The organism is Vibrio sp. 378 (genome assembly GCF_033339435.1).
This window is the reverse complement of sequence record NZ_JAWOUO010000002.1, coordinates 153,443-180,236: the sequence shown is the minus strand read 5'-3', so window position 1 is coordinate 180,236 and position 26,794 is coordinate 153,443. Positions and strand designations below refer to the sequence as shown.

Below are 26,794 nucleotides of genomic sequence, written 5' to 3'. Positions count from 1 at the left end.
TTAATTGGTCAGATATTGCTGTTTAAGGTCGGTGATTTCTGCATTTGAGAAAAAGTGCTTCGTCAATTTAGAATTCAGCATTTCTTCAACGTACTCGGGTGTAGGTTGAAATTGCGTTTTGAATTCTTTCATTAGTGGCGAGTACCATTTGTTGTCTGATTGATTTTCATAAACAACATCCACGGGGTAACCTAAAAAGTCTTCAACTGCGGAGTTAGCCTTTGTTAGCTTGTCACTTCGAATGACCAACAGCGAGAAGTTATTGTTATGGTATGTTTGATAGCCTACTTCGTGATTAAAAGACTCGTTAAACACATCAATCCCTGTTAGTTGTTTGATCTCGTTGTCAAACCACTGCAGCGCATATTGATGATTCATGTGCTTATCAAATGCTTCTTGGAGTAATTGCGGTCGTTCGGTACGTATTGCGCTGTCATCCTTTAGATATTTGTCCGCCATCCAAAAAGGAAGTGCTTGAAAGAACATTGAGACATTTCGTCCGATTGGTTCACGCACTAGCGAGATGATTCGAACTTTTTTCTTGCGCTTTAACATATGGCTCATCGTTATACGCTTTAGTCGTCGCTTTAACGCATTGATCTGAGGCTTATGCAATTGCGCTCTAACGGGGGATATTTGTTTTTGCGCATCGACGGTCATAAGGTCGTGCAAGTGAATCGAGTTAGGAATGGAATGCTCTAATGCACTCGAACCTACTTTGCCCATTTGATAGATCAATACCGGTTGTTCTTGGCTTTTCAAGGTTTGGTACCAAGATAGGTTTACGTTAGTAGGCGTATTTCTGGACATAGAGCGTCTCTCCTTCCTTGGCCTTGGCTTGTGTGATTAAGACGCCAAGAGATGGAACTGAGTGTTGTATTTGTTTAGATAACGCAAGGTTAACCAGTGATGATTTTGTTGATTCTGAGCGAATGACGGTAATCAGACCATTGGCATATTGACCAAGAATAAGTGCGTCACTCACTGACAGTAGGGGCGGCGTATCGATAATGATCCGGTCATACTTATTTTGAAAATGTTCGAGCAACTTTTTAAAGCGATCAGAAGCCAGTAATTCCTGTGGGTTTGGCGGAATTAGGCCGGCCGATAATACATCTAAGTTGGCTTCTTTTATATGTGTAACACAATCTTTGATTGGCGTATCCATCGTCAGGATATGCGTTAAGCCAGGGCTTGATTCAGCAATACCGAATCGCTTTGCGATGGAAGGTCGACGTAAATCGCAGTCGATGATCAACACCTTTTCCATTTTTGAAAACGACACCGCCATATTGATACTGGTCGATGTTTTTCCTTCTTCTGGAATAGCAGAGGTAAAGGGCAATATCTTTTGCTTCGTGTTGGTTAATCTGAGCAGAAGCGAGGTTCTGACGGAGCGGCAAGCTTCACTAAATAGCTTTTCTTCATCATCTAAATACGCGGTATAACTGACGCCGTTTTTACGCAAATTGCGTTTTTTGACCATAGGAATCACACCTAAACACGTAACACCAAGTTTTTCCTGCACATCGGCTGTGCTTCGGATAACTTCTCGCATCGTTTCTAAGATGATGACCAGAGCGCAAGCAATGGCAAAGCCAAAAAAGGTGGCAATTAGTACCAGTTTGATTCGTTGTGGTGCCACCGGGAATAGAGGGATGATGGCTTTATCAGTAAAGCGAGCAGTGACATTCTTGTAGTCGCTGGTGGCGTTGGTCTCTTTCTCACGATTTAAGAACGCTTCATAGAGTGCCTTATTGGATTCAACCTCGCGTTTTAACTGTTCGTAACGCGCTTTTTGTGACCCTAACGATTGGAAGTCTGACTTTTTGTTATCGAGCTCTGCTCGAAGCATGTCCTCTTGCGCTTTTGCAGCAAGAAGGTCTTGTTGCTTACTGAAGGAAATGTCACGAATGAGTTGCTGGGTTCTTGATTGAATTTCAGCAAGCTGTGCTTTCGCCTGAATCATTCGATCATGCTTAGGTCCGTAGCGCTGTGCCAGTTCAGAGAGATTTTTGGCTGCCTGTGCTTCCGACAATTTTAGATCGCGGATTTGCGCTTGATTAGCGAATTCATCAATTGACAACAAGCTGTCTAAACTTTGCGAAGATTTACGTCGTAACAGTTGGATTAACGTCTGCGCTTCAATACGCTTATTAACAGCGATATTCAGCTTGCGAGTGAGTTCTTCTAGCTCATTTGCGTAAATTTCATCAATACCGTTGATATCGATCAACCCTTCTTTTAACAAGAATTCTTGCAGCGCTTGCTCCGAGTTACGTAATCGCTCCTCCAATTTTTGAGAGTTATTTGTCAACCAAGTAGCCGCATTTTGTGTAACGACCAATTTGGCTTCAAAATTTGCGTCAATGTAGGCTTGGCCGACCGCGTTGGCGATTGTCGTCGCAAGCTTAGGATCGGTAGAACGAAAGCGAATTCTGACTAATTGGGTGTTACGTACTGGCTCAATATCGAGTTTACTTCTGAAAGCTTGAAGTGCCTGATAATAGGACTCTGAAAACTGGGCGGTTTCTTTTGGGCTTGGTGCCACATTCAGTAGGTCTTGAACAAAAGGAATCGACTTTATTTGGTCGATTTTTTTATTTAACCCCCCTGAGCTTGTGAATTCAGGTAATTGGGTGAGGTTCAACTCTCTAATGACCTTATCTGCAATATGATTCGATTTTAAAATGGCGATTTGCGTTTGAAAGTACTCTTTTTTTGTCGTGTCGACGCCATATACTTCCTCGATTGAAAGGGCGCTTTTTTGCTCCTCTTGGATGAGTAGCGTAGCTGTAGCTTGGTATATCGATGCTTTGGAGTAGATATACCAAGTACAAGTTAATGAGAACAGAAGCGTGAATGCTGCGATGCTTAGCCAATTCTTTTTAATCGCTTTGAAGTGATGGCCAAAACGAATCAGTTCTACTTTGTTCATCTGGAGATTATTTGGATGAGTCCCGTTCATTTGATTCCCTGTCACTTAAAAGAAGCTCTGGTCAATAAATACAATGTCACCAGGTTCAACGTTGCGGTGCATACTGACCCCTTCCATCGTTTGACCCGTTTTATGCTTGGTTAGGTTAATGCCTTTGCGTGAGGCTCTGTCGGTCAAGCCGCCTGCTAGAGCGATGGCCTTCTCTATGGTTAACCCTGGACGGTACTCAAATCCACCTGGTTTCCGGACTTCGCCATTAACGTAAAACAGACGAAAATTATTGATGGTGACCATCACTTTTGGATTGATGAGATAATCGCCTTTTAAGCCCGTTTCTATTTCGTACTTGAGTTGTTTCGGTGTTTTTTTGATTGCTTTAATTCGACCAAGGTAGGGGTAATCAAAATAGCCATCTGACGTTATTAGAATATTTTTAATCGTAAGATCTTCTTCACCATAGACCTGCACGGAAATGGTATCGCCAGTATCGAGTAAGTAATCTTCCTCGTTTGAGTCAGCGTTGACCAAAGTGCTAAATAGCAACAACGCTACACTCATGAATTTGATGAATGCCTTCATTAATAATCCTTTTTACAGAGAAAACTGTGCGCTTAAAGTCCAAATGTTTTGTTCGAAGCTATAACCCGATCGGCTAGAGTTTTTATCTTGGTATTGCCAATCGGCTTGCAGCTGTATCCAACGTTTGATCTGATAATCGATACCAAAAGATAGAGTGTACCGATCGTCGTTTCTGGAAATTCCTGTGTAATCATCTTGTTGATAAACAGCACCTAAGCGAGTTGCAAGGTAACTATTCCAATCGTGCTTCAGGTTCAGTCGGTAACGAGTTTGTAGGTTGTAATCGCCATCTTGATCGGGGTTAACCGCCGCCTGAGTGGTTTTCACGCTGACTAGAGTTTGTTCTTGAGGCAACCATTCAAAGCCGATATCCCAACTAAAGCCTTTAAATGTCTCTCGTTGAGCGCTGTCAAAATCTTTGATTTGATAACCGAGTCGAGCGATGCCTTTGGTTTTTCCTGTAACTTCCCATTCGGCACCGGTGTAATAGAAACTGGTGTTGTTATCTTTCGATGGCTGCGCAGAATTTCGGTGCTGATACTCGGTTATGATTTGGTTTGTTCCGACTAACCAATAGGTTCTTGGCGTCGCTCTTAAATAGAACTCCAAATGTGCATTGGGAGCTCGAAAATCGTTGTATTTAGTTTTAGCGTTTGGGCGACCAGGCAAGCCGTCACGATAGTTTTGATAGGTTTTATCACTGTAGCCTAAACCGAATTCGAGTCTGCCTTTGGCACCGTTAGATCCAAAGACATAGTTGGTTTTTACATCGTTACGGTTGAACTCTATTGGTGAGTCGATTGCGCTACCATTACCTTCGGTAATATCTTCTCCTCGAACTTCATGCTGGGCGCGAAAACGGTAATCAACCACTAAACGATGACGATGATTAAATTCGAAAAAGTTGGAAAACTGAAAAGTGTGGTCGTCGAAGTCGTTGCGATCGTCAGATGAAAAGCCAGCTTTTAACTTATATAAAATATCTGCGCGATAGCGATTCCGTTCTATACGTGCTAGTAAGCTTGGTTCTATACCCCAAATATTGACCGATTCTACATTGCCGGATTTTTCCGCTTTATTGATGTTGTCATCTCCCTCGTAGAAAGTTTTTACGAGGGGAATCAACTCTATACCAGACTCGGTTTGGTAAGCCATCGGTTCTGCGAGCAAGTCAGTAGAAAACAGACTTAATGCTATTGCCATTGTCAGTTTCTTCATAATCTCAACCTTAGTACGCGTTAGCACCAGTGAAGCCTTTGAAAACGGTCATAAAGATGATTTTGATGTCCATCCAAACCGACCAATGGTGGATGTAATCCAAATCAAACTCGACTCTCTTTTCCATTTTCTCTAAGGTGTCGGTTTCGCCGCGATAACCATTAATCTGCGCCCAGCCAGTAATGCCTGGTTTTACTTTGTGACGTAGCATGTAGCGATCCACGATCTGACGGTATTCTTCATTGTGTGCCACGGCATGAGGGCGTGGGCCGACAATAGACATGGTCCCTTGCAGTACATTGATAAATTGAGGTAGTTCGTCCAAAGAGGTGCGACGTAGAAATCCGCCAAAAGGCGTAATACGAGGATCGTTCTTTGTCGCCTGTTTCACGTTGGAACCTTGATCCATGGTTGTCATTGAACGGAACTTCCAGACTTCAATCTTGCGTCCATCAAGACCGTACCGATGTTGTTTAAAGATGACAGGGCCTTTAGACGTTGCCTTAATGCCAATCGCAATGACGAATAGAATAGGGGCGATTAAGACCAAAATAATGCTCGAAAACAAGATGTCTTCAAACCGTTTTACCCAAGAAGAAATTCCAGCAAAAGGTGTATCAAAGACACTTAGTGTTTGAACTTGGCCGATCTGCGCCCAACGAGAATGTAAAAGGTTATAAGTGAAGAAGTCGGGAATCAGATACGTATTTGCGGTGGTATCTGAGAATTGGTTAAGAAGTGACGCAATGCGCTCTTTTGCGTGCATTGGCATCGCGATATAGACGTAATCTACTTCCCCTTTTTTAGCTCGCTCAAGGGCGTGGTCAACAGCTCCTTTAATAGGATAATCAGAATTTGGCAATCTGTCGGAAGATCGTTCGTCGTAAAAGCCATCAAAAAGCACGCCGTGTTCTGTGTGGTTTTGAATTTCGTTAGCTAGGGTAATGCCGTGAGGAGTTTGGCCGATGATGATCGCAGTGCGAGTGTTGAATCCTTTTCTTCTCAAATAGGCTAATCCGGTACGGAATGTTACTCGCCATGCCAAAAGCAGAGCGGGCGTAATCGCAAACCACAGCACTAAAATTGTGTTATCAAATAAGGTATGGACTTTAGAAAAATACAGCACAATAAAGATAAGTGCAGAAGTCACCGCCCAAGCAACACAGACAATAAACATCTGCTCTTTAAACGAACTGGTTCGCCAAGAGCGATACAGATTGCCGCTTTCTGCCATAAATAGAAAGGAGATGCCTCCAACGAAAGCCAATATGACGTAATCTTTCCCCATCGCAGTATTCATGTCTTTGAACACTAAAAGCAGCATAAAAGAGACGATGACAGCAAGATCTGAGATGCGATATAAAAAAGCGAACTCCATCTCATGAGAGCGGATAAGTCCTTTTTGTTTCATGACTCAGTTTCCCTTCTGACACGCTACCGCCCTTGGGTGTCTTCCCCAATTGCCGTGTCGTGAACGTTATTAGTAGTTAGTGCACAGAGCATTCTGTGGAATGCTGCTGAGTTTTTTGTCACGTGTAATTTCGTTGATAAGTGTAAAAATTTGCTTTGTTGAGGTAAGTGGAAATAAGAATGATATTTAGCCCTTTGGCTAAGTTTGGCGGGTTAGGAAAAAGCTGGTACTTACTTATGAGGAATGAGGAAAAGTATTAAAAATGAAGTATCAGTACAAAGACAATGGTTTATGTGAGGGTAGAAGAAACGGGTGATTTGATTCGTTAACGATTAATGATTTAGTATCGAATTGCTGATATTTATTAAGATAAAAAAATCCCTCTCACTTGAGAGGGATTTTTTTGAGTAAGGACGAATGAACTATTCGACTTCTACGCCGTTTTCTTTGTATAGGCGGCGGCATGCGCGACCATCACTGTGGAACAGGTGACAACGATGAGCTGGAATACCGATCTCGATTTTATCGCCAGTGTCGACTGCAAGCGTGTCCGGCTGACGGAAAATAACGTCGGCGTCCGCACCTTCTAGGTTTAGGTATACTTGAGTTTCGTTACCTAGCTTCTCAACAATCATCACTTCACCGTGAATACTTGCATCAGCTTCAGAAGCGGATAATAGGTGCTCAGGGCGAATGCCTAAAGACATTCGGTCGCCGCGGTTAACTGTTGTACCATCCACCGGAATCCAGAAAGATACGCCGTTAGATAGTTGAACTTTGACGCGCTCTGCTTCTACTTCATCAATGAATACGCTCATGAAGTTCATTTTCGGAGAACCGATAAAGCCAGCTACAAAGCGGTTTTGTGGGTAATGGTAAAGCTCAAGCGGCTTACCAACTTGCGATACATAACCGCCGTCTAGTACAACGATTTTATCTGCCATTGTCATCGCTTCTACCTGATCGTGCGTTACGTAGATCATGGTACAACCAAGTTGGCGTTGTAGCTTAGTAATTTGTGCACGCATGTTTACACGCAGTGCCGCATCCAAGTTTGATAGTGGCTCGTCTAGAAGGAATACATTTGGCTGCGATACCAATGTTCGGCCAATCGCCACACGTTGACGCTGTCCACCAGAAAGTGCTTTTGGTTGGCGCTCAAGCAAGTGGCCTAGTTGTAGGATTTCTGCTGCTTGTTCAACACGCTTGTCGATTTCTGCTTTGTCTGCTTTTGCTAGTTTCAAGCCAAATGACATGTTGTCATATAAGTTAAGGTGCGGGTAAAGAGCGTAAGACTGGAATACCATACCAACACCACGTTTGGATGGTTCGACGTCATTCATGCGCTGGTCACCAATATACAAATCACCTGAAGTAATGTCTTCAAGACCGGCAATACAACGTAAAAGGGTAGATTTACCACAACCTGATGGACCTACAAAAACAACAAATTCACCTTCGTTGATTGTTAGGTCTACGTTCTTAGAAATCAGTACGTCGCCATACGCTTTACAAACATTTTTTAACGTGACACTCGCCATGTAGCTCGTCCTCGATCAATTTTTTATTATTCACCGCTCATCATTATATGAATTATCTAGCGAGCAGTAACAGTAGGAATCGGTAAGTTCTTGCGGTTGGTAAGAAAAGTAGGGTAGCACTTCAATAAAATGTCCTGAATAGAAGTGCTACCCATCATAGCCAAGTACGAGTTTCTCTCCCCCACATTATTCGTATTGTCTCCCCCGTGAAATAATTACCACAAACAACACTAATAATGACATTCCACTCGTCTGGCAATGCAAAACCAGCAAATCTTTTTCCTAATACGTAGGCACTGCTGGGAAAGGGTTCTTACCATCCACTCTTGGATGACTGCAGTTTCTAAGATTGTGCGTAGTGCGACATCCTCCTAATAGAAATAATTGTAGGGGGAGTAGAAAGGGAGGAGTAAAAAAGGAGGAGGAAGAAAGCAGTTGGTCGGAAATCACATTATTGCACCACCTAAAGTTGAAACCGATCACAGGAACTATCCATTTTGTGATTTGAGTCTCTTACCCTTGGCGATTTAGATCACGAAAATACGTCATAATTGTAAGGGCGTAGGGATTAGGAGGATGAGACATATTGGATTATTTCAGATGATATATGTCGAAATACGGCTGAACCTCAATGGACTAGCCCTACATCAAAAATATAAAAAGGATACGAACATGAAAAAGTTAAGCGCTGTAGCACTAGGTACTCTTGTTGCTTTGGGTTCTTTTGGTGCTAATGCTGCCATCGAAGAAGGACAACTTACTATCTGGATCAACGGTGATAAAGGCTACAACGGCCTTGCTGAAGTTGGTAAGAAATTTGAAGAAGACACAGGCATTAAAGTGACTGTGGCTCACCCAGATGGCCTTCAAGACAAATTCCCTCAAACTGCAGCGACTGGCGACGGTCCTGATATCGTATTCTGGGCTCACGACCGTTTCGGTGGTTACGCAGAAGCTGGCCTGCTAGCAGAAATTAAACCTTCTAAGAATATTCAAGAAGGTATCGTTGATTTCGCTTGGGATGCAGTACGTTACGACGGTAAATTGATCGGCTATCCAGTTGCGGTTGAGTCTCTATCTCTAATCTACAACAAAGACCTAGTTCCAAACCCACCAAAGTCTTGGGAAGAGGTTGCAGCATTAGATGCAAAACTTAAAAAAGACGGCAAGTCTGCAATCATGTGGAACCTAAAAGAACCGTACTTCACTTGGCCATTAATGGCGGCTGATGGCGGCTACGCGTTTAAATACACTTCTGAAGGTTACGATGTTAAAGACGCAGGTATCGCGAAAGAAGGCGTTAAAGACGCAATGAGCTTCGTAAAAGGCTTAGTTGACAAAGGCGTAATCTCTGCGGATATGGATTACTCAGTGTCTGAGTCTGCGTTCAACCAAGGCAAAACAGCGATGACGATCAACGGTCCATGGTCTTGGGGCAACATTGAGAAGTCTGGCGTTAACTACGGCGTGACTACGCTACCTAAGTTCCAAGGTCAATCTTCTAAGCCATTCGTTGGTGTTCTAACGGCTGGTATCAGCACTGCGTCTCCAAACAAGGACCTAGCGGTTGAGTTCATTGAGAACTACCTACTAACAAACGACGGCCTACGTATGGTTAACAACGATAAGCCTCTAGGTGCGGTAGCGCTTAACTCGTTCCAACGTGAGCTAGATTCAGATACTCGTATCGCAGCAACAATGGACAATGCGATGAACGGCGAAATCATGCCAAATATCCCTCAAATGAACGCATTCTGGGGTGCGGCTAAGAACGCAATCATCAACGTAGTTGACGGTCGTCAAACTGTCGATGCAGCTCTTGCAGATGCAGAAAAACAAATGACTAAATAATTAAGTAAGACCTTTTTAAGGAGGAGGCAACTCCTCCTTACTTTTCTATATTTATTCTATATTCGCTAGCAGGTTCCCTATGCAGTCAGTTCAAGGTACAAATGCTATGACAGCACCAGAAGCCAGCCTTCCGAGCAGCAAAAAAGTGTTCATGAAATGGTCACTTTTAGGCACAGTCGGCATCATCAATGGCTACGCAACAATCCTTATGTATTCTCGCGGTGAGATTGCGTTTGCACTACTTACGCTCATTCTTACCGCTTTAGCGTTGTTCATCTTTGGTAGTAAAAAGACGTACGCACACCGTTACATCTACCCTGGTATAGCAGGGATGATCCTTTTCATTCTTTTCCCTTTGGCGTACACCATAGGTTTGGCGTTTACCAACTATAGCGCGAAGAACCAACTCTCTTTTGATCGCGCTCAGAACGTACTTTTGGACCGAACTTACCAAAGTGGTGATAGCTACCCGTTCACTTTGTATAAAACGGAGCAAGGCCATCAACTTGTGGTTGAAAAAGATGGTGAGCTACTTGCAAGCCCGACTTTTCAGCTTGATAACCTTTCAGCATCGGAGTTTGATCTTTCACCAATTGAAGAAGTAACGGGTGAAAAAGAATCAATCAAGGCGATTGTTAAGAACCGCAGTGCGTTGAGCAGTGTCGATTTACATTTGCCAAGTGGTGATGATATCCGCATGAGTGGGCTGCGCAAATTTGCTGCAGTTGTACCTTTGTACACATTGCAAGAAGATGGTGAAACGCTTTACAACAACCGGACTGAAGAAACGCTACGTCCAAATATGGAAGTAGGTTACTACCAGCCTGTCGATGAAAACGGTCAATTTGTTGGTAGCACAGTGTCACCAGGTTTCGTGGTGAACATTGGTACCCACAATTTTGAGCGTGTTTGGAAAGATGATGGTATCAAAGAGCCGTTTATCAGTATCTTTATCTGGACCATTGTTTTCTCTGCGCTAACCGTATTGTTTACGCTTGTTATTGGTCTTGTCCTTGCCAGTGTGGTTCAGTGGGAAGCACTTAAAGGTCGCTCAGTTTACCGTTTGTTGCTAATCCTGCCTTATGCAGTTCCGGCGTTTATTTCTATCTTGATCTTTAAAGGTTTGTTTAACCAAAGCTTTGGTGAGATCAACATGTTGTTGGAAGGCTTGTTCGGCATTAGCCCGGCTTGGTTCTCTGATCCGTTCATGGCGAAAACCATGATCTTAATTGTGAACACTTGGCTTGGTTTCCCTTACATGATGATTTTGTGTATGGGCTTACTAAAAGCGATTCCAGACGATTTATATGAAGCATCAGCAATTGATGGTGCGAACTTTGTCACGAACTTTACACGTATCACACTACCAATGATGTTGAAGCCATTAACACCATTGTTGATCGCGAGTTTTGCATTTAACTTCAACAACTTCGTACTTATCCAGTTGTTGACTGGCGGTGGTCCAAACATGATTGGTACATCAGAGCCTGCGGGTTACACCGACCTTCTAGTAAGTTACACCTACCGAATCGCATTCGAAGGTGCTGGCGGTCAAGACTTCGGTCTAGCAAGTGCGGTAGCAACGCTTATCTTCCTATTGGTTGGCGCATTGGCACTTATCAACCTACGCGTAACTAAAGTAGCTCAGGACTAAGGAGAAATTACAATGGCAATGGTACAAGGTAAGTCATTAAAGTATCGTGTTTGGGCTACTCATATTGCAATGTGGGCATTCTTGGCACTGATTATTTTCCCTTTACTGATGATCATCGCGATTTCATTCCGTGAAGGTAACTTTGCAACGGGTAGCCTGATCCCAGACAACCCAACACTTGATCACTGGAAATTGGCATTAGGTTTCTCGGTGACTAATCCAGACGGTACAGTTACACCGCCACCATTCCCAGTAATGACATGGTTGTGGAACTCGGTAAAAGTGGGTGGTATTTCTGCAATCCTAATCGTGGCGCTATCAACCACATCGGCTTACGCGTTTGCTCGTATGAAGTTCAAAGGTAAGAACACCATTCTTAAAGCGATGATGATCTTCCAGATGTTCCCTGCGGTGTTGGCACTGGTTGCTCTGTACGCGTTGTTCGACAAACTGGGTCAGTACATTCCTTTCCTTGGTCTGAACACGCATGGCGGTCTGATCTTCGCTTACTTAGGTGGTATCGCACTGCACGTTTGGACCATTAAAGGCTACTTCGAAAGTATTGACTCGTCTCTAGAAGAAGCGGCGGCTCTTGATGGTGCTACACCATGGCAAGCATTCCGTTTGGTATTGCTGCCACTGTCTGTGCCAATCCTAGCGGTAGTCTTCATATTGTCGTTCATCATGGTAATTGGTGAAGTTCCTGTAGCGTCACTACTGCTTTCTGATGTAGACTCGTACACACTTGCAGTGGGTATGCAGCAATACCTATATCCACAAAACTACTTGTGGGGTGACTTTGCCGCAGCTGCTGTACTTTCAGCAGTGCCAATCACTGCCGTATTCTTACTTGCGCAGCGCTGGTTGGTTGGTGGTCTAACCGCTGGTGGTGTGAAAGGATAATCTCTTGTGGTCTGAGATTGATAAGAATAACTAGAAAAGGGCGACCACATGGTCGCCCTTATACTTAGCACGGATATTACAATTTTGGTTTGGCCGCCGATCAGTAATATCTTGGCTTTTATTGGCGTTACGCATAGCTGGCTGTTAGCTTAGTTCCTTACGATTCAATCACTAACAGTTTTTGTAACCATAACCTGAGTTTAGACTCAGGTTTTTTTATGCCTGTTAAAGGCAATTGTGCAATAAGTAGATAGAGATTAGCGGCTTTGCAATGGATTACACAGGGCTTGAATAACGCCCTGCGTAGCACTTCACATAAATAACTAGAGCTTAGTAAAAAGCTAAATTGAGGTAGGGAAGGAAGAGATTAAAACTCTCGGCTGGAAGGTGCGCATCCAACGTATTGAAGCAGCGTGTACAAACTTTCTTGCTGCAGTGCGACGCGACGAAATAGATTAGCAAAGGTAACGTCACCGCCAAAGCAAGTTTGAATGTAATGATTAATTTCTGTTTCGTTATACCCCTCGACGTACATGGTTCTCACCCACTGGTACTCGACCGCTTTTAAATTGGTCAACGTCTCTTCACTTAAGGTCGTTTCTTTTAGTCTCAAGATCCAAACTCTATCCAACTCTAAAATAATGGATGGATTTAAGCAAAGCTAGGTGAAGGATTTATGACAGAGAAGGGCGAGCGTGAAACAAATGGCAAAACCATGATGTTGCTCCACACTCTGGGTCTGGGTAACGTTGAGGTACTTAATAGTGTTCTTAACGGATGCCAGTTACTTGAGATATTTAACGTGTGCTTCCATTTCTTCCCCAATCTCTTTACGCATGTTCATAAGACGGATCGCGGATTGCTCTAAGGCTTTGTCTTCATCTGACTCTGGAATCCATTTCGGTACATCGGTTGGTTTTCCGTTTTCATCTACAGCAACCATGATAACGATACAGTGAGTGGTGAGTCTGTTTTTCATTTGCTTTGGATCACTGGCTTGCACGTCAATCGCAATGTGCATTGAGCTTCGTCCGGTATAAATGACTTTCGCGCTAACTTCGACTAAGTTGCCGACATGAATCGGCGCAACAAACCGAATGCCGCCAGCATATGCGGTAATGCAATATTTACCACTCCACGCTGCAGAGCAGGCGTACGCTGCCAAGTCGATCCATTTCATTACGGCGCCGCCGTGCACTTTTCCGCCAAAATTTACGTCGCTGGGTTCTGCTAAAAAGCGAAGGGTAATGTCTCTTTGACCACTGCTCATCTGTCTTTCCTTGATGGGTTATTGTTTTCCCAATTTAGCAGCAAGATGAATTTTCGGGAATAGCGAATGAAACAAAATTTTAACTTTTATTCGAACGCTGGAAGTGACAAGCCACAGCGTAGTTCTGTGGCTTGGGGTGTAGATGTTAATTGGCGGTAGAGGCAATCTCAGAATTGGATAATGGTTTTCTCTGTCTTACTTTTACTTGCGACAGGATAACGCCAGAGATGACTAACAACCCACCAATAATGTGGTAAGCGTAAATTTTCTCACCAATTAGTGTTGAAGCAAGTATGACGGAAACCACAGGCATTAGGTTCATGAACATAGCACTTGAATCAGCACCAATTGAATCAATCGCTTTGACCCACATTAGCGGCGCGAAAATGGAAGCAGCAATACCAGCATAAGCGATTAATGGTAGCGCATCTTGGCTTGGTAACAGTTGCTCACTAGAGAGCCAAAGTGGTGTGAGCATCAAAACAGAAAAGAAGCCCTGCATGTAAACCAGAGTTAAACTACTGAATGGCATTTTCCAGCGTTTTAGCAGAACACAATAAGCCGCGTATACCATGGCAGCAACGAGCATTAAGCTGTCACCTTGCGTTAAGTCTTGATGTAAAAAGTAAGTGATATCACCGTGACCAAGCATAAATGCCAAGCCGCCGAGCGAAATGACACCACCGACGATACTTAACATTGATATAGATTTACCGAGTAATGGGACACTTAAAAACACACTGAGCAAAGGAACTAAAGAGGTGATCAGAGCCATATTAGAGGCCGTTGTTGTTAAACCGGCATAGTATCCAAGTGACTGGTTGAGAACCATACCAAGTAACGCAAGAAACGCCAACTTAGCTAAGTAAGGTCGAATAATGTGTCGTTGTTTGATGATTGCAGGCAGGCAAAATGGCGTTAGGAGTACCATTGCGACAAACCAACGGTAGAAACTCATCGCACTTGGTTCAATGGCGCTCGCAGCCATCTTGTTCACAATTGAGTTACCACCCCAAATCATAACGGTGAAAAACGGAAGTAAATAAATCATGAGAACCCTATAGCACAATTATTGATGGCGCTAGTCTGGCAGGTCTTTATAATAAAAAGTATCTCTTAAAAGACATCGTAAGCGATAGGAAGACAATTTTGAAAAAGAGCGCCAGAAATCTTCACCCCTCCTTATCAATCGATCGTGCGCCATCAGATGTATTTATGAATTTCGAAGCGTTTCTCTCTAATACAGAAACACGAATTCATAGCCACCCTTGGGGGCAAGTGCAACTGATCAGCGGTGGGATTCTGGAGATGGATGCAGAAGACACAAGATTTCTAGCACCTCCACATCTTGCTATTTGGGTTCCCGCCGGAATTCGTCACACTAGCTACAACCGTAAGCCAATCGAATATTGTTCTTTGAACATTGCCCCTGAATTGACAGCGCATTTTCCTACCAAAACGAGCTTGATCAAAGTGACTCCAATCGTGTCATCTATTATTGAGGACTTTCGTCAGCGAGACATTAACGTGGCGCAAACTGATGAAGACAAGCGCTTGGTACAAGTGTTATTGGACCAGCTTGCAAAGCAAGAAGTCGAACATCACTTTTTACCGACTACCGACAATAAGTATCTTGAACCGATTTTAAAAGCAGTAGAAGAATCGCCGACGGATGAGATCAGTTTGGCGGAGTGGGCGGCAAAAGTGCATACCACAGAACGCACGTTAGCGAGACATTGCCAGAGTGAATTAGGAATGAGCTTTACTGAGTGGCGCTTACGTGTACGTTATTTGCATTCTATGGAGTTGCTGCGTAAAGGGCAGACCGTAAAAGAAGTCGCTCTGACGTTAGGTTATAACCAAGCTAGCCCTTTTATCGCGATGTTCAAGAAATACTCCGGCATGACACCGGAGCAATACAAGAATCGATTGTTATAGCTGAGCTATTATGTAATTCAAACCACCCACCACGGCTGCAACCTGTGCATCGTTACATTCTTCGTCGGTCACCGTTGGGCTGTCTGGGTACACTTCCGTTGTCGTGCCGTAAACGCAATTTGTTACGCCGCCACACAGGCCCAGTTTTACCATTGGGTAGTTGATAACGCCAAACTGTACGACGGGTGAACCAATGATTTCGCCGTTTTCATCTGCTGGTGCAATGTGAGTCACTTTTGCAACTGACTCAATGACCGCTTTTTGGAAGTCAGGCTGAGGGTTTTCACTATCTCCCACCGTGTAAAAGCCATCTGGGATCATACCTTCAATGTACTCAATACCATCACGAGCAGCTAAGGCTGGACGGAACTCAGTTTCGTCAGAATCTGTCGTTTCATGTAGATCAATGTGCATTAACACATCGCCTAAAGTTGCAACTAGCTTTATGAGGTTAGCGGACTCTTCGGCAGGGCTATCCTTATAGAAAGAGCGGTTTGGATCAATCGCGTTTGGATTCCAGCGGTTGATCACCTCGTAACCCCAAGGGCTTACGCAGGGTGCAACGACAATATTGAAATGCTCTGCATAGCGCTCTGCTTCTGTTTCTACAAACTTTAATGCGCCATGTACACCGCTGGTTTCGTAACCGTGCACGCCGCCTGTGACCAACACAACAGGTTTAGTTGAATCCCAATTGTGTGTTTTGATACAAAACAGAGGGAAGCGTGCCTCGTTGTATGAGAGCGCACCATATTGTTCAACATCAAAACGCTCGCGTAGGGCATCGATTTTACTGACGACTTCATCTTGGTAGCTACGTTTTACTTCTTGCGTTGCTAACCAAGCTTTACGTTCTTCTTCGTTCCAAGGTTGGCCAGGAGTACCGATCGGGTAAATGTATCCACTTTTCATCTATACTTTTTCTTTTGACTGCTGAAAGGTATCACAAGACTAGACCTGTCTTATCTTTACGGCAATATAAAACACCATTTGGGGTGGTATTCTTTGCAAAATCATCACTTTGATGAGTGATTCATTGGTGTTACATTTTGTTACTTACTCAATTTCATATAAGAGACAAAAAATGGCTGGAGCAAGTTTACTCACACTGTTGGACGATATTGCCACGGTGCTTGATGATGTCGCCTTAATGTCAAAAATGGCGGCAAAGAAAACCGCAGGTGTGTTGGGAGATGATCTAGCGTTAAACGCTCAACAAGTGTCTGGTGTTGCATCTGAGCGAGAGATTCCAGTGGTTTGGGCGGTTGCAAAAGGCTCATTCAAAAATAAATTGATTTTAGTTCCTTCAGCTTTACTTATTAGCGCGATTATTCCATGGCTTATCATGCCATTATTGCTAATTGGCGGCTTATTTCTCTGCTTTGAAGGGGCAGAGAAAGTACTTGAGAAAGTGTTTCCTCACTCGCATCCGCACGAAGAAGAAGATGAGCTAGTTAATACTGGCGAGTCGATAGAAGAGTATGAAAAGCGTAAAGTTTCTGGTGCGATTCGGACAGACTTTATCCTTTCAGCAGAAATCATCGTGATTGCGTTAGGTACCGTGACAGGAGCCAGTCTTGTTACGCAAATTTTAGTTGTCAGTTTAATTGCAGTGATTATGACGGTTGGAGTTTATGGACTAGTCGCTGGGATTGTGAAGCTAGATGATTTAGGCCTTTACCTTGAAAGTCGCTCAAACGGTAAAGGTTGGGTGGCGAAAGTCGGAGGGGCCTTGGTCGCTTTTGCACCAAAGTTGATGAAGTTGTTAACCATTGTAGGAACTGCTGCGATGTTTTTGGTGGGTGGAGGAATTGTGGTGCACAACGTGCCAGCCATTCATCACTTTGTAGAGCCGATTATTATGAACTTTAGTGGTCATTCGGTTGCTACAGCCATTTTGCCTATTTTACTGAACGGTATTATCGGCTTTGTGGCGGGGTTGGTTGTGGTTGCGGTATGGACGATGGTTGAAAAGCTTCGTGGTCAATAATCACATCTAAAACATGAGACGATAATAACAAGGGTCATGACTTCTTTTTACAAAAAGCATGACCCTGTTTTATGGGTGAAACGTCAGTAAAGTACTTACTTCACTTTCCACTCGATCTGTTCATTTGCTCGAATAGGCACAACGATATCATTGCCAAATGGCATCGTTTCTGGCACATCCCAAGCGGATTTTTCTAACGTTACTGTATCTGTGTTACGTGCAATGCCGTAAAAATCAGGACCGTTGAAGCTTGCGAAAGCTTCCAAGTTTTCCAACTTGCCTTCTTTTTCGAAGACTTCTGCATAAAGCTCTAGCGCTGCGTGTGCAGTGTAAGAACCAGCACAACCGCAAGCCGATTCTTTTGCCCCTTTCGCATGTGGCGCTGAGTCTGTACCTAGGAAAAACTTCTTGCTACCACTAGTTGCTGCTTCGATCAGCGCTTGCTGGTGGGTTCCGCGCTTAAGAATTGGCAAACAGTAGAAATGAGGTTTAATACCACCCACAAGCATGTGGTTACGGTTGAAAAGAAGATGGTGGGCAGTGATGGTAGCCGCTACGTTGTCTGAGGCGTTGTTAACGAAGTTTGCTGCGTCGGCGGTGGTGATATGTTCTAGAACGATTTTAAGATTAGGGAAGTCATTGACGATAGGAGCGAGGACAGTATCAAGGAATTCTTTCTCTCGGTCGAAGATATCAATATCGTGATGTGTTACTTCGCCATGAACTAGAAGTAACATTCCGACTTCTTCCATTGCTTCTAAAACGTGATAAATGTTTTTCGCATTGGTCACACCGGAATCTGAGTTTGTTGTGGCGCCAGCAGGATAGAGCTTGGCAGCAACAATGTGTCCGGTTGCTTTAGCCTTACGTATTTCGTCTGGTGTCGTGTTATCTGTAAGGTAAAGCGCCATTAAAGGCTCAAACTGTTCGCCATGTTGCTCTTTAATAATTCGGTCACGGTAGGCTAGGGCGAGCTCAGTTGTAGTAACAGGTGGGACGGTATTTGGCATAATCAGCGCACGGCCATTGTAGCGGCTGATGTCGCGAACGGTGTCTTTAAGAACTTCCCCATCGCGTAAGTGAACGTGCCAGTCGTCAGGACGAGTGATAGTCAGTGTTGTCATTAATTGCTCCCACCATTGAAAAGTTGTCTGATTGGAGCCTAAGCGCCGTATTTGCTTTTGAGCAAACGCTTGCGCTTAGGCGACAGGATGATAGAGGAATTGCCCTCATATTTCATCCCATTTTTCAATTTTATAAAGAGTGAGAGTGTAAGTGGTTACTTCATTGTTAACCAAAGCGCGTGGATCGTACCTGGTAGAAAGAAGAAACACGTCAATATTAGATTAATCAAAAAGTCTTTATTTAGACCTTTCTCCATAAACACCGCGACAGGCGGAAGAAAGATACATAACAAAATCAGAACCAGTTTTCTTGTATCCATAATTAAGCTCCAAATCGATAAATGGGAGTAGTGATAACTTGGGTGAATTATGTGTGTCGTATCACACTTTATCAAACGGTATTTGGTCAGAACGGTGTTAAAAAACGCGAATATTGAGTGTAGTAAATACTTGTCACTAAAACCAAATTTATAAGAATATGGTTTCGAGAAAGTTGAAATGGATGAAGAGGCAGCAGACTCTGCAACTTAATGTGATTTGAGTATACAATACCGCAACAAATAAAAAACACCCGTAGGAAGAAGGCTATGTCGCAACCCGTTTTATCCCAAATTAATGTTTTTCCGGTTAAGTCAGTTGGCGGATTATCGCTGTCGTCCGTATGGGTTGAGAAGCAAGGATTGAGCTTCGATCGTCGCTTTATGATTGCGAAAGCTGATGGCTCGATGATCACTGCGCGAAAGTATCCGCAAATGGTAACCATTAAGTCTGCCTTATTGTCCGATGGAGTGGTGTTTAGTAGTTTGGGTATGGAGCCACTTAAAATCCGTTACCAAGATTTCAAAATGCAGGAGACACCTGCAACGGTTTGGAAAGATACGTTTACTGCCTATACCACGACAGATGATGCAGATGACTGGTTTAGTCGTGTGTTGGGGCAGCGCGTTGAGTTGTTGTTTAGTGGTGAGCAATCGAATCGTGTCCGTGAAAAGCTAGGTCAAAACGTCAGTTTTGCTGATGGTTATCCGGTTTTAGTGATCAGCCAAGCTTCACTTGATGAGCTGAACCGAAGAAGTTCAGAGCTACACTCAATGGATCAGTTTCGTACTAACTTAGTTGTCTCTGATACTAAGCCATTTGAAGAAGATTCATGGAAGCGCATACGAATCGGTGAGGTAGAGTTTGAGTCTCTCAAACCTTGCGAGCGCTGTATCCTGACTACGGTGAATACCCAAAGAGGCACATTCCGTGAGAGCAAAGAGCCGCTCAAAACCTTGCAACAGTTCCGTGCAAACGATGTCGGTGGTGTGTTCTTTGGCCAGAATCTTGTCGCGCGAAATGAAGGCATTATTCGTCAAGGCGATAAAGTTGAAGTATTGGAGTACAAAGAGCCGGAGTTTTACGCAGATAACTCGCCAGTGCGCATGAAGCTTACATGTGTTGAGCGTGAAGAAATTGCCCAAGACTTTGTGACCTTATGGTTAGAGCCAAACAAAGGTTCGTTGCCTAATTACTTGCCAGGACAACACCTGCCAATAGAGGTGAATATTGATGGTAAGAAAGTGGGTCGACGCTATACCTTATCATCCAGTCCTTCTCGCCCGGGTCGTTATGCTATTTCTGTAAAGCGTATCGCGGGTGGAAGAGTCTCTAACTCACTCTTAGACAACTTACAAGTCGGTGATGTTTTAGAGGCAGAACAACCTGACGGTCAGTTCCACCTTAAAACGCATGAAGCGCAGCCTCTGCTGTTACTCTCTGCGGGTAGCGGAGTAACACCAATGTTATCAATGGTGCGTTACTTAGCGGATCACAATCAGTTGGATAATGTGGTTTTCTACCATCAATGTCGCACCGAAAATGATATTCCTTGTCGCTCAGAGTTGGAGCAGTTAAAGCGTGAGCACCCGGGGTTAGAAGTGAAAATCTGCTTGACGCAGCCTGCCGTTGATTGGTTTGGGTTAAAAGGGCGTTTAAGTTTGTCACACATTAAGCAAATAAAAGATGTTGAACAGCGCCAAGTGTTTGTGTGTGGTCCTGATGGTTTTATGGAGAAAGCGAAAAGTCTTCTACTAAGAAAAGGGCTGCCAGAGGAAAACTACCATCAAGAAGCGTTTGGAGTTTCTTCTCTTACGTCAAAGCCAGAGAAAAGTCTCGCTATTGACTTTAATGGAACTAAAGTCGTAGGCAACAACCAAAAAACGTTGTTAGATCAGCTCGAAGATGCTGGGAAGGTCATCAGCAATAGCTGTCGTGCAGGCTTATGTGGTGCCTGTAAAGTTCAGCTTACGTCGGGGCAAGTTCATCATCCGGACGTGCCCGCGCTGACTGATGAGGAACGTGCAATGGGAACCGTATTGGCGTGTTGTGCTGTGCCAGAGACGGACGTAACAGTAACCAACTAGGCGAGAGCAATTTTGTCCTTCGACAAAAACTGTTCCTAGACAAAAAAACGCTGCTATTTTTAGCAGCGTTTTGAGTTTTAAAGAGAGCTGAAAATATCGCTTAGTCGTAAATTGTCGGGATTGGCTGGCGTTTGTGCTGCGTTGCTTTGTAAATCGCTACCAGACGGTCACTCACTTGCTGTGGAACAGGTTTGCCCTCTAAGAAGTCGTCGATTTGCTCGTAAGTTAGGCGTAGGGCATCTTCATCTGCTTTTTGTGGAGCAAGCTCTTCTAAGTCTGCTGTTGGCACTTTCTTCACTAGTTGCTCAGGTGCACCCAATGTAGCAGCCACTTCACGAACTTGGCGCTTACTTAATCCGAACAATGGTGCCATGTCACAAGCGCCATCACCAAATTTAGTGTAGAAACCAGTGATGTTTTCTGCTGAGTGATCAGTACCAAGAACAAGGCCGCCTACGTAGCCCGCGATCTCGTATTGAGCAACCATGCGAGCACGCGCTTTTACATTGCCTTTTACGAAGTCGACTTTTGCTGCATCAGTTGGTAGAAGATCTGTGCCTTCTAATGCAACGTGAGAAGCTGAATGAAGCCCGTCAACACCTGCTTTGATGTTCACCGATACAGAATGGGTTGGCTGGATAAAAGACAGAGCGAGCTGAGCCTCATCTTCATCTTTTTGCTCCCCGTAAGGCAGGCGAACTGCGATAAATTGGTAGCTATTGTTGCCCGCTTCTTCGTTTAGTTGGTCTACAGCCAACTGAGCTAAACGACCACATGTCGTTGAGTCAACGCCACCGCTGATGCCAAGAACAAGAGACTTACAGCCCGCTTCTTGCAATTTACGCTTAATAAAAGCGACACGGCGTTCAATTTCAAAATGCGGATCAATTGAAGGGAGTACGCGCATTTCGTCACGGATGGATTGTTCCATTTAGGGTTCCTTTTCCTGCAAATATTTCAGACTCTAAAGCGCATTTGCTCAAATGGTGATAAACCATACAGTTGAGGCTCATTAAACGCGACTTTAGGGTCAAAAGCTGTAAAGATTAGTAGTATCATACCGAAATCATCAGATTAGAAAACTCTCTTCAACCAGGTAATCACCGGATATGAAAAAAATCGCCATTTTTGGTAGTGCATTTAACCCACCTAGTTTAGGGCATAAAAGTGTTATTGAGTCTTTGAGCCACTTTGATCTTGTGCTACTTGAGCCAAGCATTGCACACGCTTGGGGCAAGAACATGCTTGATTACCCAACTCGGTGCAAAATGGTTGATGTGTTCATCAAGGATATGGGGCTTTCTAATGTTCAGCGTTCTGATGCAGAGCAAGCTTTATACCAACCTGGACAAAGTGTGACGACCTATGCGTTGTTAGAAAAAATTCAAGAAATCTACCCAACTGCCGATATAACTTTTGTCATTGGTCCTGATAATTTCTTCAAATTTGCTAAATTTAGTAGAGCTGAAGAGATTACGGAACGTTGGACTGTTATGGCATGTCCTGAAAAAGTAAAAGTCAGAAGCACGGATATTCGCAAAGCATTGGCCGAGGGTGAAGAGATCGGCGCCTATACAACACCTTCCGTACGTGATTTATTACTTAGTAAAGGCTTATACAGAGAAACATTGTCTGGGAACTGAGAGGTCAGATTTTCATGGTCAGAGTCGTTTTATTTAGTGCATGTGCGCTGCTTGTGGTGACACAAGCTCATTCCGCGTGTAACTATTTTTCTGATCGTTCCGTGGTGTTTGAAGATAACACGCTTCCAATCTGTGAAGAAATTTTAGATTCCATCGGCGTGTTAAGTACTGAAGCATTGATTTGGTATGCAGCGGAAGCGAAGCTTGAAGGACCAACAGAAAACTATTGGGAGGAGTGGGCGATTAAGCCGGAAGACACCCCACTTCTAACTCAAAACTTAGAAAAGAATTACTTTGGTCTTGGTTTTTGGATGCCGGAAGAGCTTCGAGACGAAGAGAGTAAAATGGATACAGAAGAGTGGCTTCGTAGTCACGGGTTGATGTTCAGCGTTGGTTTTGGTGATAAATCCGACGGACAGCCAAGAATGCGGTTTGATTATCGTTGGCACGAATATTATGACGCTGACTGGATGATGCAGATAGAGGTACCTTTCTAGACACCTCAAGCAAATGAAAAAAGGGCGTACATTATCAATGTACGCCCTTTTTGCTTTTACTTGAATCTCTACTTTCTGTGTCCGTAATGCTGAAGACGTAGCTTGTTGAAGAGCAAGTTATAGCGCTTCTCCAAAGACTAAAAAGCAAAGCTGTTCATATTCTTCGGTGTTACCAGCAAAAAGAGAGTCAACAATTTGCTCTTCCTTCTTCCCCGACAGTTTCATTTTTCTTGCTTCACGTAGTGTTAGTACCAAGCAAAGCTCTTTAGAAATATTCATGTCACAGCCAGGAGTCCATTGATTGATGGTTCTCGTTAACGTTGAGTGCGCTAGTTTAGGAGACAGCGTCAATACTTCATGTCTTACTACTGTCAGTAGATCGGTTTGCAGATCCGAGCGTTCGGCAGTTGTTGCTAGCTTCTCGACGAGCGCTTTTAGTAGCGGTGAAGGCTTCACAAAGCCCGCTTGTTGTGAGAAGTCGTCATTTAAACGCACAGAAAAATCACAACGATATACACGAGAATTAGGTAAAAAGGTGAGGGAGCTCAAACATCCTTGAGGAATCCAAAAATATTGGCCTGGTTCAATGGCATACTCCTGCTTACCCAATTTAATGACGGCTAACCCTTCGATGACAGATAGTAGACTGTGCTTCAGTGCTTTTTTACGCGCAGCTGCATCAAGAAAGGGGTATTTAGCGTCGTGAAATTCAATTGCGTAGTTCATTATGAGTACCAGTGTTTTTTGGCGCTAAGGGTAACGTTAAACCCATACGATTCCAACCTGCTGAGAGAATTTTTTAGCATGATAAATGGTGGCTTAACTGGTATGACCATGTTAAAAGTATGGGTTGAAATGCTGCTTGTCAGCAAAACTATGCGTAAAATGTGCCAGCTTTTTTTGATATGTAATGAACAATGACAGCCAATATCGATCCTTATATTGAAATTCGTCCTTACAACGACGAAGAAATTCCAGCAGCGCTGGATCGTCTAATCCAAGATGATGAATTTATCACTGCTATCCTAGAACATCGCTTTGCTAATAAAGCAGCATGGTTCAAAACGCTAATGAGCCCGATCCTGCGCATCTACCTGAAAGCCAAGTGGAGCAAGCTTGATTCTGTCGAAGCTATTCAGATTGAAGTGAAGAAGTATCTGAAAGATACATTGAATAAGACAACGGATGGCGTCACTTTTTCTGGTTTGGATAAGCTGGATAAAAACACGTCATACCTATTCGTTTCTAACCACCGTGATATTGCGATGGACCCTGCGCTCGTAAACTATGGCTTGTACCAAAGTGGGCACCGTACAGTTCGTATAGCGATTGGCGATAACCTGCTGAAGAAGCCATGTGCGACAGAATTGATGCGACTCAATAAGAGCTTCATCGTTAAGCGCTCTGCTAAAGCGCCTAGAGAAATGATGAAAGCATTGGGACAACTGTCAAGCTATATCAAACATTCGCTTGATACTGGCAATTCAATTTGGATTGCCCAAAAGGAAGGCCGTGCTAAAGATGGAAACGACTTTACTGATCCTGCGATTTTAAAAATGTTCCATGTTGAAGGTCGTAAACAAAAGATCAGCTTTGGTGAGTACACGCGTTCTCTGAAAATCGTTCCTGTCTCGATTGCCTATGAAAATGATCCATGTGACATTGCCAAAGCAAAAGAGCTGTACGAAAAAGCAGAAAATGGCCGCTATGAAAAAGGCGAATTTGAAGATATCGAAAGCATCATTCAAGGTATCGTTGGCTATAAAGGCCGTGTACATGTTGCGTTTGGTGATGTGATTGAGCAAGAGTTTGAAACGCCGGAATCTCTTGCTGGTGAAATCGACCGCCAAATTCACAACAACTACAAGTTGTACCCAATCAACTTGTTAGCTGCTGGGCATGAAGATTCGAGCATCATTACGGAAGCGGTTAAGCGTCATCTCGCGGATAAGTTGGATCAGCTACCTGAAGGAGCAAGACCTTATTTGGTGGCGAGCTATGCTAATCCTGTGAATAACCAAGAGTAACTTTCGTCACTGAACTCGTTGATTCAGAATGCCTTAAAGCCTCGGTCTGCCGGGGCTTTTGTTTATCTGCTCTTTAAGGTGCGACGGCGCCACCAAGGGTTAAATTGCTGGGCCATTTTGTGATCCTGTTACCACCTAAATAGATATTCCCTTTCACCGTCATTGTGTCTGGAAATACTTTCAGCGCTGATCCTCCAATATAAAGATTACCATCAACCACCAATCCTTCAGGAAGATCAGAAATGGGAGTGCGAATAACACTTAGATCACCTTTTACTCGAAGTTTAGCTGGAAGCGCTTTTAGCGGTGTATCTGTCAGATTTAGGTAACCGCCTAGTTTGATGCCTTTAGGCCAGTTTTCGATCTTACTACCTAGTAGGTTTGCATAGCCTTTTATCTTTGTTCCTGAGCGAATAACTTTGAGTGCGCTGTTAGTTGCTTCCAGACTGCCTTCAACATCAAGCCCTTTAGGCAAGGTTTTGATAGGGGTTTGTGAGATGTTTAAGTTGCCCTTTACCACTAGGCCAGAGGGTAGTTGGGTGTAAGGCTTGTTTCTAAGATCAAGATTGCCGTAATTATCGATGTGACCAAACTTAGAATAGTAATCTAGCTCATATGCCAAAGGAGACGAGCAGAGCAGGATTGAAGTAAGGCATAGGGAAACAAAACGCATAGTCAAAGAGTTAGTTAAATACCGAGATCGACAGGTGCTTATCTTATACTTAAATAAACCTATTATGCATTTTTTGCTCACAGTTTTTGATTCATAACTTAAATATTCAAATTAGAGATACACGTTAAAAGTGTGCGCTTCTTTACTGCGCTAAGTAACTTCAAGCTTACTAAAATGAGATAAATTAAATGATTGAATGTGAAGCAGATTCAAGCGTAGAGGTGAGAAAAATATCAGTAGATATTTGAATAATATGAGATTCTTCCAAGAACTTCACAAGGGTCCTTGTTAGTATTATTGAGGTTTGAGGGAGATTTTCATGAAGTTAAAAAGTGTATCTATTTTTACCGCTGGTGTTTTTGCAGTACTGCTGTCGGGTTCCGTTTTTGCTAAATCATACAGTACACCAGAAAACAAAGCGCTAATAGTTGCTGACGGTAAGGTAGGTCAGCGTATCTGTTACTACGATGATAAAGCCTACACCACAGGGGCCGTGATTAATGTTGAAGGCGTATTACTGATGTGTACCGCTGAGAACGATTTTGAAACCAATGGCTCGTTAAAGTGGGTCGTGTTCAAAAAAGACAAATAAACGCGCCGAAGTTGTCTGTTTCATTTAGAGCGGTTTAAGATTAAGAGATTGGAAAAATAAAAAGCGAGCATCATGCTCGCTTTTTTCATTAACGCGCGAGTGAGCGAGTTTTTAATTCAAAGATAAGTTTTTCAGCACTTACTTCAAATTTGAATCGAGCCGTCGCTTGGTTCGATTCTTCGGTTATTTCTGAAACATTGTATTCAACATCAGCACATACTGATTTAGCGAGCTCGATGTATTTTTGTAGTTCAGACTCTAGCTCTGTTTTTGTCTGTGCGAAAACCGTTACGTCGGCAACTTCGTCACCTTCTTTGATGATAAAGCCTATCTCGCCAGCACAGCCGCAGGCCTCACATACTTGGTTTTTTTCTAATTCGACACTCATAACGAATCCTCTTGTAAATACTAAGGGTATTCTATCAGGTATTTGATCTGTATCTACAAAAATGACGACTTTTGCGTAAAAAAGGAACAGAATAGGCACTTGTTAAGTAAGGGTTAAAGATTGGATTACTAAATCATCAAGAACGTTAATGT

At 43.5% G+C, this 26,794-nt stretch carries 26 protein-coding genes; 10 read left to right on the top strand and 16 right to left on the bottom strand.

The window, feature by feature from the left end:
- From R7Q48_RS04220 to malK, 6 genes are all read right to left on the bottom strand, one after another.
- Entirely contained in the window at positions 1 to 810 is an 810-nt protein-coding gene (locus R7Q48_RS04220) for a putative capsular polysaccharide synthesis family protein (protein ID WP_005375261.1), read from the bottom strand.
- Positions 788 to 2,968 (bottom strand): GumC family protein, encoded by a 2,181-nt coding sequence (locus tag R7Q48_RS04215; protein ID WP_005385847.1) that lies wholly within the window; start codon positions 2,966 to 2,968, stop codon positions 788 to 790. The genes R7Q48_RS04220 and R7Q48_RS04215 overlap by 23 nt, the downstream gene beginning before the upstream one ends.
- Positions 2,969 to 2,983: 15 nt before the next feature.
- A complete protein-coding gene (locus R7Q48_RS04210; RefSeq protein WP_005375265.1) occupies positions 2,984 to 3,517 on the bottom strand; it encodes a polysaccharide biosynthesis/export family protein in 534 nt (177 codons plus the stop codon).
- A 12-nt stretch (positions 3,518 to 3,529) separates the two neighbouring features.
- Positions 3,530 to 4,735, bottom strand: coding sequence for an outer membrane beta-barrel protein (locus R7Q48_RS04205; RefSeq protein WP_054701816.1), 1,206 nt, complete (start codon positions 4,733 to 4,735; stop codon positions 3,530 to 3,532).
- Positions 4,736 to 4,745: 10 nt separating this feature from the next.
- A complete protein-coding gene (locus tag R7Q48_RS04200; RefSeq protein ID WP_213893292.1) occupies positions 4,746 to 6,146 on the bottom strand; it encodes an undecaprenyl-phosphate glucose phosphotransferase in 1,401 nt (466 codons plus the stop codon).
- 422 nt (positions 6,147 to 6,568) lie between these two features.
- Positions 6,569 to 7,687, bottom strand: coding sequence for a maltose/maltodextrin ABC transporter ATP-binding protein MalK (malK, locus tag R7Q48_RS04195; RefSeq protein WP_005375271.1), 1,119 nt, complete (start codon positions 7,685 to 7,687; stop codon positions 6,569 to 6,571).
- Positions 7,688 to 8,359: 672 nt separating this feature from the next.
- Here malK and malE point away from each other — a divergent pair.
- The 3 genes from malE to malG all read left to right on the top strand — a co-directional run bounded on the left by malE (position 8,360) and on the right by malG (position 12,095).
- Positions 8,360 to 9,538, top strand: coding sequence for a maltose/maltodextrin ABC transporter substrate-binding protein MalE (gene malE / locus R7Q48_RS04190; RefSeq protein ID WP_005375272.1), 1,179 nt, complete (start codon positions 8,360 to 8,362; stop codon positions 9,536 to 9,538).
- A 79-nt stretch (positions 9,539 to 9,617) separates the two neighbouring features.
- The gene (malF, locus tag R7Q48_RS04185; RefSeq protein ID WP_005375273.1) at positions 9,618 to 11,192 is read left to right on the top strand and encodes a maltose ABC transporter permease MalF; all 1,575 of its coding nucleotides are present in this window, start codon (positions 9,618 to 9,620) and stop codon (positions 11,190 to 11,192) included.
- A gap of 12 nt (positions 11,193 to 11,204) precedes the next feature.
- Positions 11,205 to 12,095 carry a maltose ABC transporter permease MalG gene (gene malG / locus R7Q48_RS04180; protein WP_005375275.1) on the top strand — a complete coding sequence of 297 codons (891 nt, stop codon included), beginning with the start codon at positions 11,205 to 11,207 and terminating at the stop codon, positions 12,093 to 12,095.
- Positions 12,096 to 12,462: 367 nt separating this feature from the next.
- Here the strand turns inward: malG and R7Q48_RS04175 are convergent, their stop codons facing one another.
- From R7Q48_RS04175 to R7Q48_RS04165, 3 genes are all read right to left on the bottom strand, one after another.
- On the bottom strand, positions 12,463 to 12,708 hold the full coding sequence (locus R7Q48_RS04175) for a hypothetical protein (protein ID WP_005375277.1): 246 nt from the start codon (positions 12,706 to 12,708) through the stop codon (positions 12,463 to 12,465).
- Between the two features lie 171 nt (positions 12,709 to 12,879).
- Positions 12,880 to 13,365, bottom strand: coding sequence for an acyl-CoA thioesterase (locus tag R7Q48_RS04170; RefSeq protein ID WP_005375279.1), 486 nt, complete (start codon positions 13,363 to 13,365; stop codon positions 12,880 to 12,882).
- Between the two features lie 145 nt (positions 13,366 to 13,510).
- The gene (locus R7Q48_RS04165) at positions 13,511 to 14,416 is read right to left on the bottom strand and encodes a DMT family transporter (RefSeq protein ID WP_149191610.1); all 906 of its coding nucleotides are present in this window, start codon (positions 14,414 to 14,416) and stop codon (positions 13,511 to 13,513) included.
- 98 nt (positions 14,417 to 14,514) lie between these two features.
- On the opposite strand from R7Q48_RS04165, the gene R7Q48_RS04160 reads away from it, so the two are divergent.
- A complete protein-coding gene (locus R7Q48_RS04160; protein ID WP_005385013.1) occupies positions 14,515 to 15,303 on the top strand; it encodes an AraC family transcriptional regulator in 789 nt (262 codons plus the stop codon).
- Here R7Q48_RS04160 and R7Q48_RS04155 read toward each other — a convergent pair.
- Positions 15,298 to 16,215, bottom strand: a complete 918-nt coding sequence (locus R7Q48_RS04155) for a M14 family metallocarboxypeptidase (RefSeq protein WP_213897554.1) — start codon at positions 16,213 to 16,215, stop codon at positions 15,298 to 15,300. The genes R7Q48_RS04160 and R7Q48_RS04155 overlap by 6 nt on opposite strands.
- 172 nt (positions 16,216 to 16,387) lie before the next feature.
- Between R7Q48_RS04155 and R7Q48_RS04150 the strand changes: the two genes are divergently transcribed.
- Positions 16,388 to 17,293, top strand: a complete 906-nt coding sequence (locus R7Q48_RS04150) for a DUF808 domain-containing protein (RefSeq protein ID WP_025768513.1) — start codon at positions 16,388 to 16,390, stop codon at positions 17,291 to 17,293.
- 95 nt (positions 17,294 to 17,388) lie between these two features.
- Here R7Q48_RS04150 and pyrC read toward each other — a convergent pair whose 3' ends face one another.
- On the bottom strand, positions 17,389 to 18,417 hold the full coding sequence (gene pyrC / locus R7Q48_RS04145) for a dihydroorotase (protein ID WP_256902598.1): 1,029 nt from the start codon (positions 18,415 to 18,417) through the stop codon (positions 17,389 to 17,391).
- 155 nt (positions 18,418 to 18,572) lie between these two features.
- A complete protein-coding gene (locus R7Q48_RS04140; RefSeq protein WP_005375297.1) occupies positions 18,573 to 18,737 on the bottom strand; it encodes a YqaE/Pmp3 family membrane protein in 165 nt (54 codons plus the stop codon).
- 267 nt (positions 18,738 to 19,004) lie between these two features.
- Here R7Q48_RS04140 and R7Q48_RS04135 point away from each other — a divergent pair, with 267 nt between their 5' ends.
- Entirely contained in the window at positions 19,005 to 20,822 is a 1,818-nt protein-coding gene (locus R7Q48_RS04135) for a hybrid-cluster NAD(P)-dependent oxidoreductase (protein WP_256902599.1), read from the top strand.
- Between the two features lie 100 nt (positions 20,823 to 20,922).
- On the opposite strand, the gene nadE is transcribed toward R7Q48_RS04135, so the two are convergent.
- Positions 20,923 to 21,753 (bottom strand): ammonia-dependent NAD(+) synthetase, encoded by an 831-nt coding sequence (gene nadE / locus R7Q48_RS04130; RefSeq protein WP_005385021.1) that lies wholly within the window; start codon positions 21,751 to 21,753, stop codon positions 20,923 to 20,925.
- Positions 21,754 to 21,931: 178 nt separating this feature from the next.
- On the opposite strand from nadE, the gene R7Q48_RS04125 reads away from it, so the two are divergent.
- Together R7Q48_RS04125 and R7Q48_RS04120 are read left to right on the top strand one after the other, a co-directional pair.
- The gene (locus R7Q48_RS04125; RefSeq protein WP_065275432.1) at positions 21,932 to 22,465 is read left to right on the top strand and encodes a nicotinate-nicotinamide nucleotide adenylyltransferase; all 534 of its coding nucleotides are present in this window, start codon (positions 21,932 to 21,934) and stop codon (positions 22,463 to 22,465) included.
- 14 nt (positions 22,466 to 22,479) lie between these two features.
- Positions 22,480 to 22,962, top strand: a complete 483-nt coding sequence (locus tag R7Q48_RS04120; RefSeq protein WP_017635276.1) for a hypothetical protein — start codon at positions 22,480 to 22,482, stop codon at positions 22,960 to 22,962.
- A gap of 117 nt (positions 22,963 to 23,079) precedes the next feature.
- Here R7Q48_RS04120 and R7Q48_RS04115 read toward each other — a convergent pair whose 3' ends face one another.
- Positions 23,080 to 23,688 carry an AraC family transcriptional regulator gene (locus R7Q48_RS04115; protein WP_256902600.1) on the bottom strand — a complete coding sequence of 203 codons (609 nt, stop codon included), beginning with the start codon at positions 23,686 to 23,688 and terminating at the stop codon, positions 23,080 to 23,082.
- Between the two features lie 191 nt (positions 23,689 to 23,879).
- Here R7Q48_RS04115 and R7Q48_RS04110 point away from each other — a divergent pair, with 191 nt between their 5' ends.
- Complete coding sequence (locus R7Q48_RS04110) at positions 23,880 to 24,989, top strand: 1-acyl-sn-glycerol-3-phosphate acyltransferase (RefSeq protein WP_005375304.1); 1,110 nt, start codon at positions 23,880 to 23,882, stop codon at positions 24,987 to 24,989.
- A gap of 73 nt (positions 24,990 to 25,062) precedes the next feature.
- Here R7Q48_RS04110 and R7Q48_RS04105 read toward each other — a convergent pair whose 3' ends face one another.
- Complete coding sequence (locus tag R7Q48_RS04105; RefSeq protein ID WP_005375305.1) at positions 25,063 to 25,662, bottom strand: hypothetical protein; 600 nt, start codon at positions 25,660 to 25,662, stop codon at positions 25,063 to 25,065.
- A gap of 319 nt (positions 25,663 to 25,981) precedes the next feature.
- Between R7Q48_RS04105 and R7Q48_RS04100 the strand changes: the two genes are divergently transcribed.
- Entirely contained in the window at positions 25,982 to 26,254 is a 273-nt protein-coding gene (locus tag R7Q48_RS04100) for a YnjH family protein (RefSeq protein WP_005375306.1), read from the top strand.
- A gap of 88 nt (positions 26,255 to 26,342) precedes the next feature.
- Here the strand turns inward: R7Q48_RS04100 and R7Q48_RS04095 are convergent, their stop codons facing one another.
- Positions 26,343 to 26,642, bottom strand: coding sequence for a YfcZ/YiiS family protein (locus tag R7Q48_RS04095; RefSeq protein WP_005375307.1), 300 nt, complete (start codon positions 26,640 to 26,642; stop codon positions 26,343 to 26,345).
- Between the last annotated feature and the right edge of the window lie 152 nt (positions 26,643 to 26,794).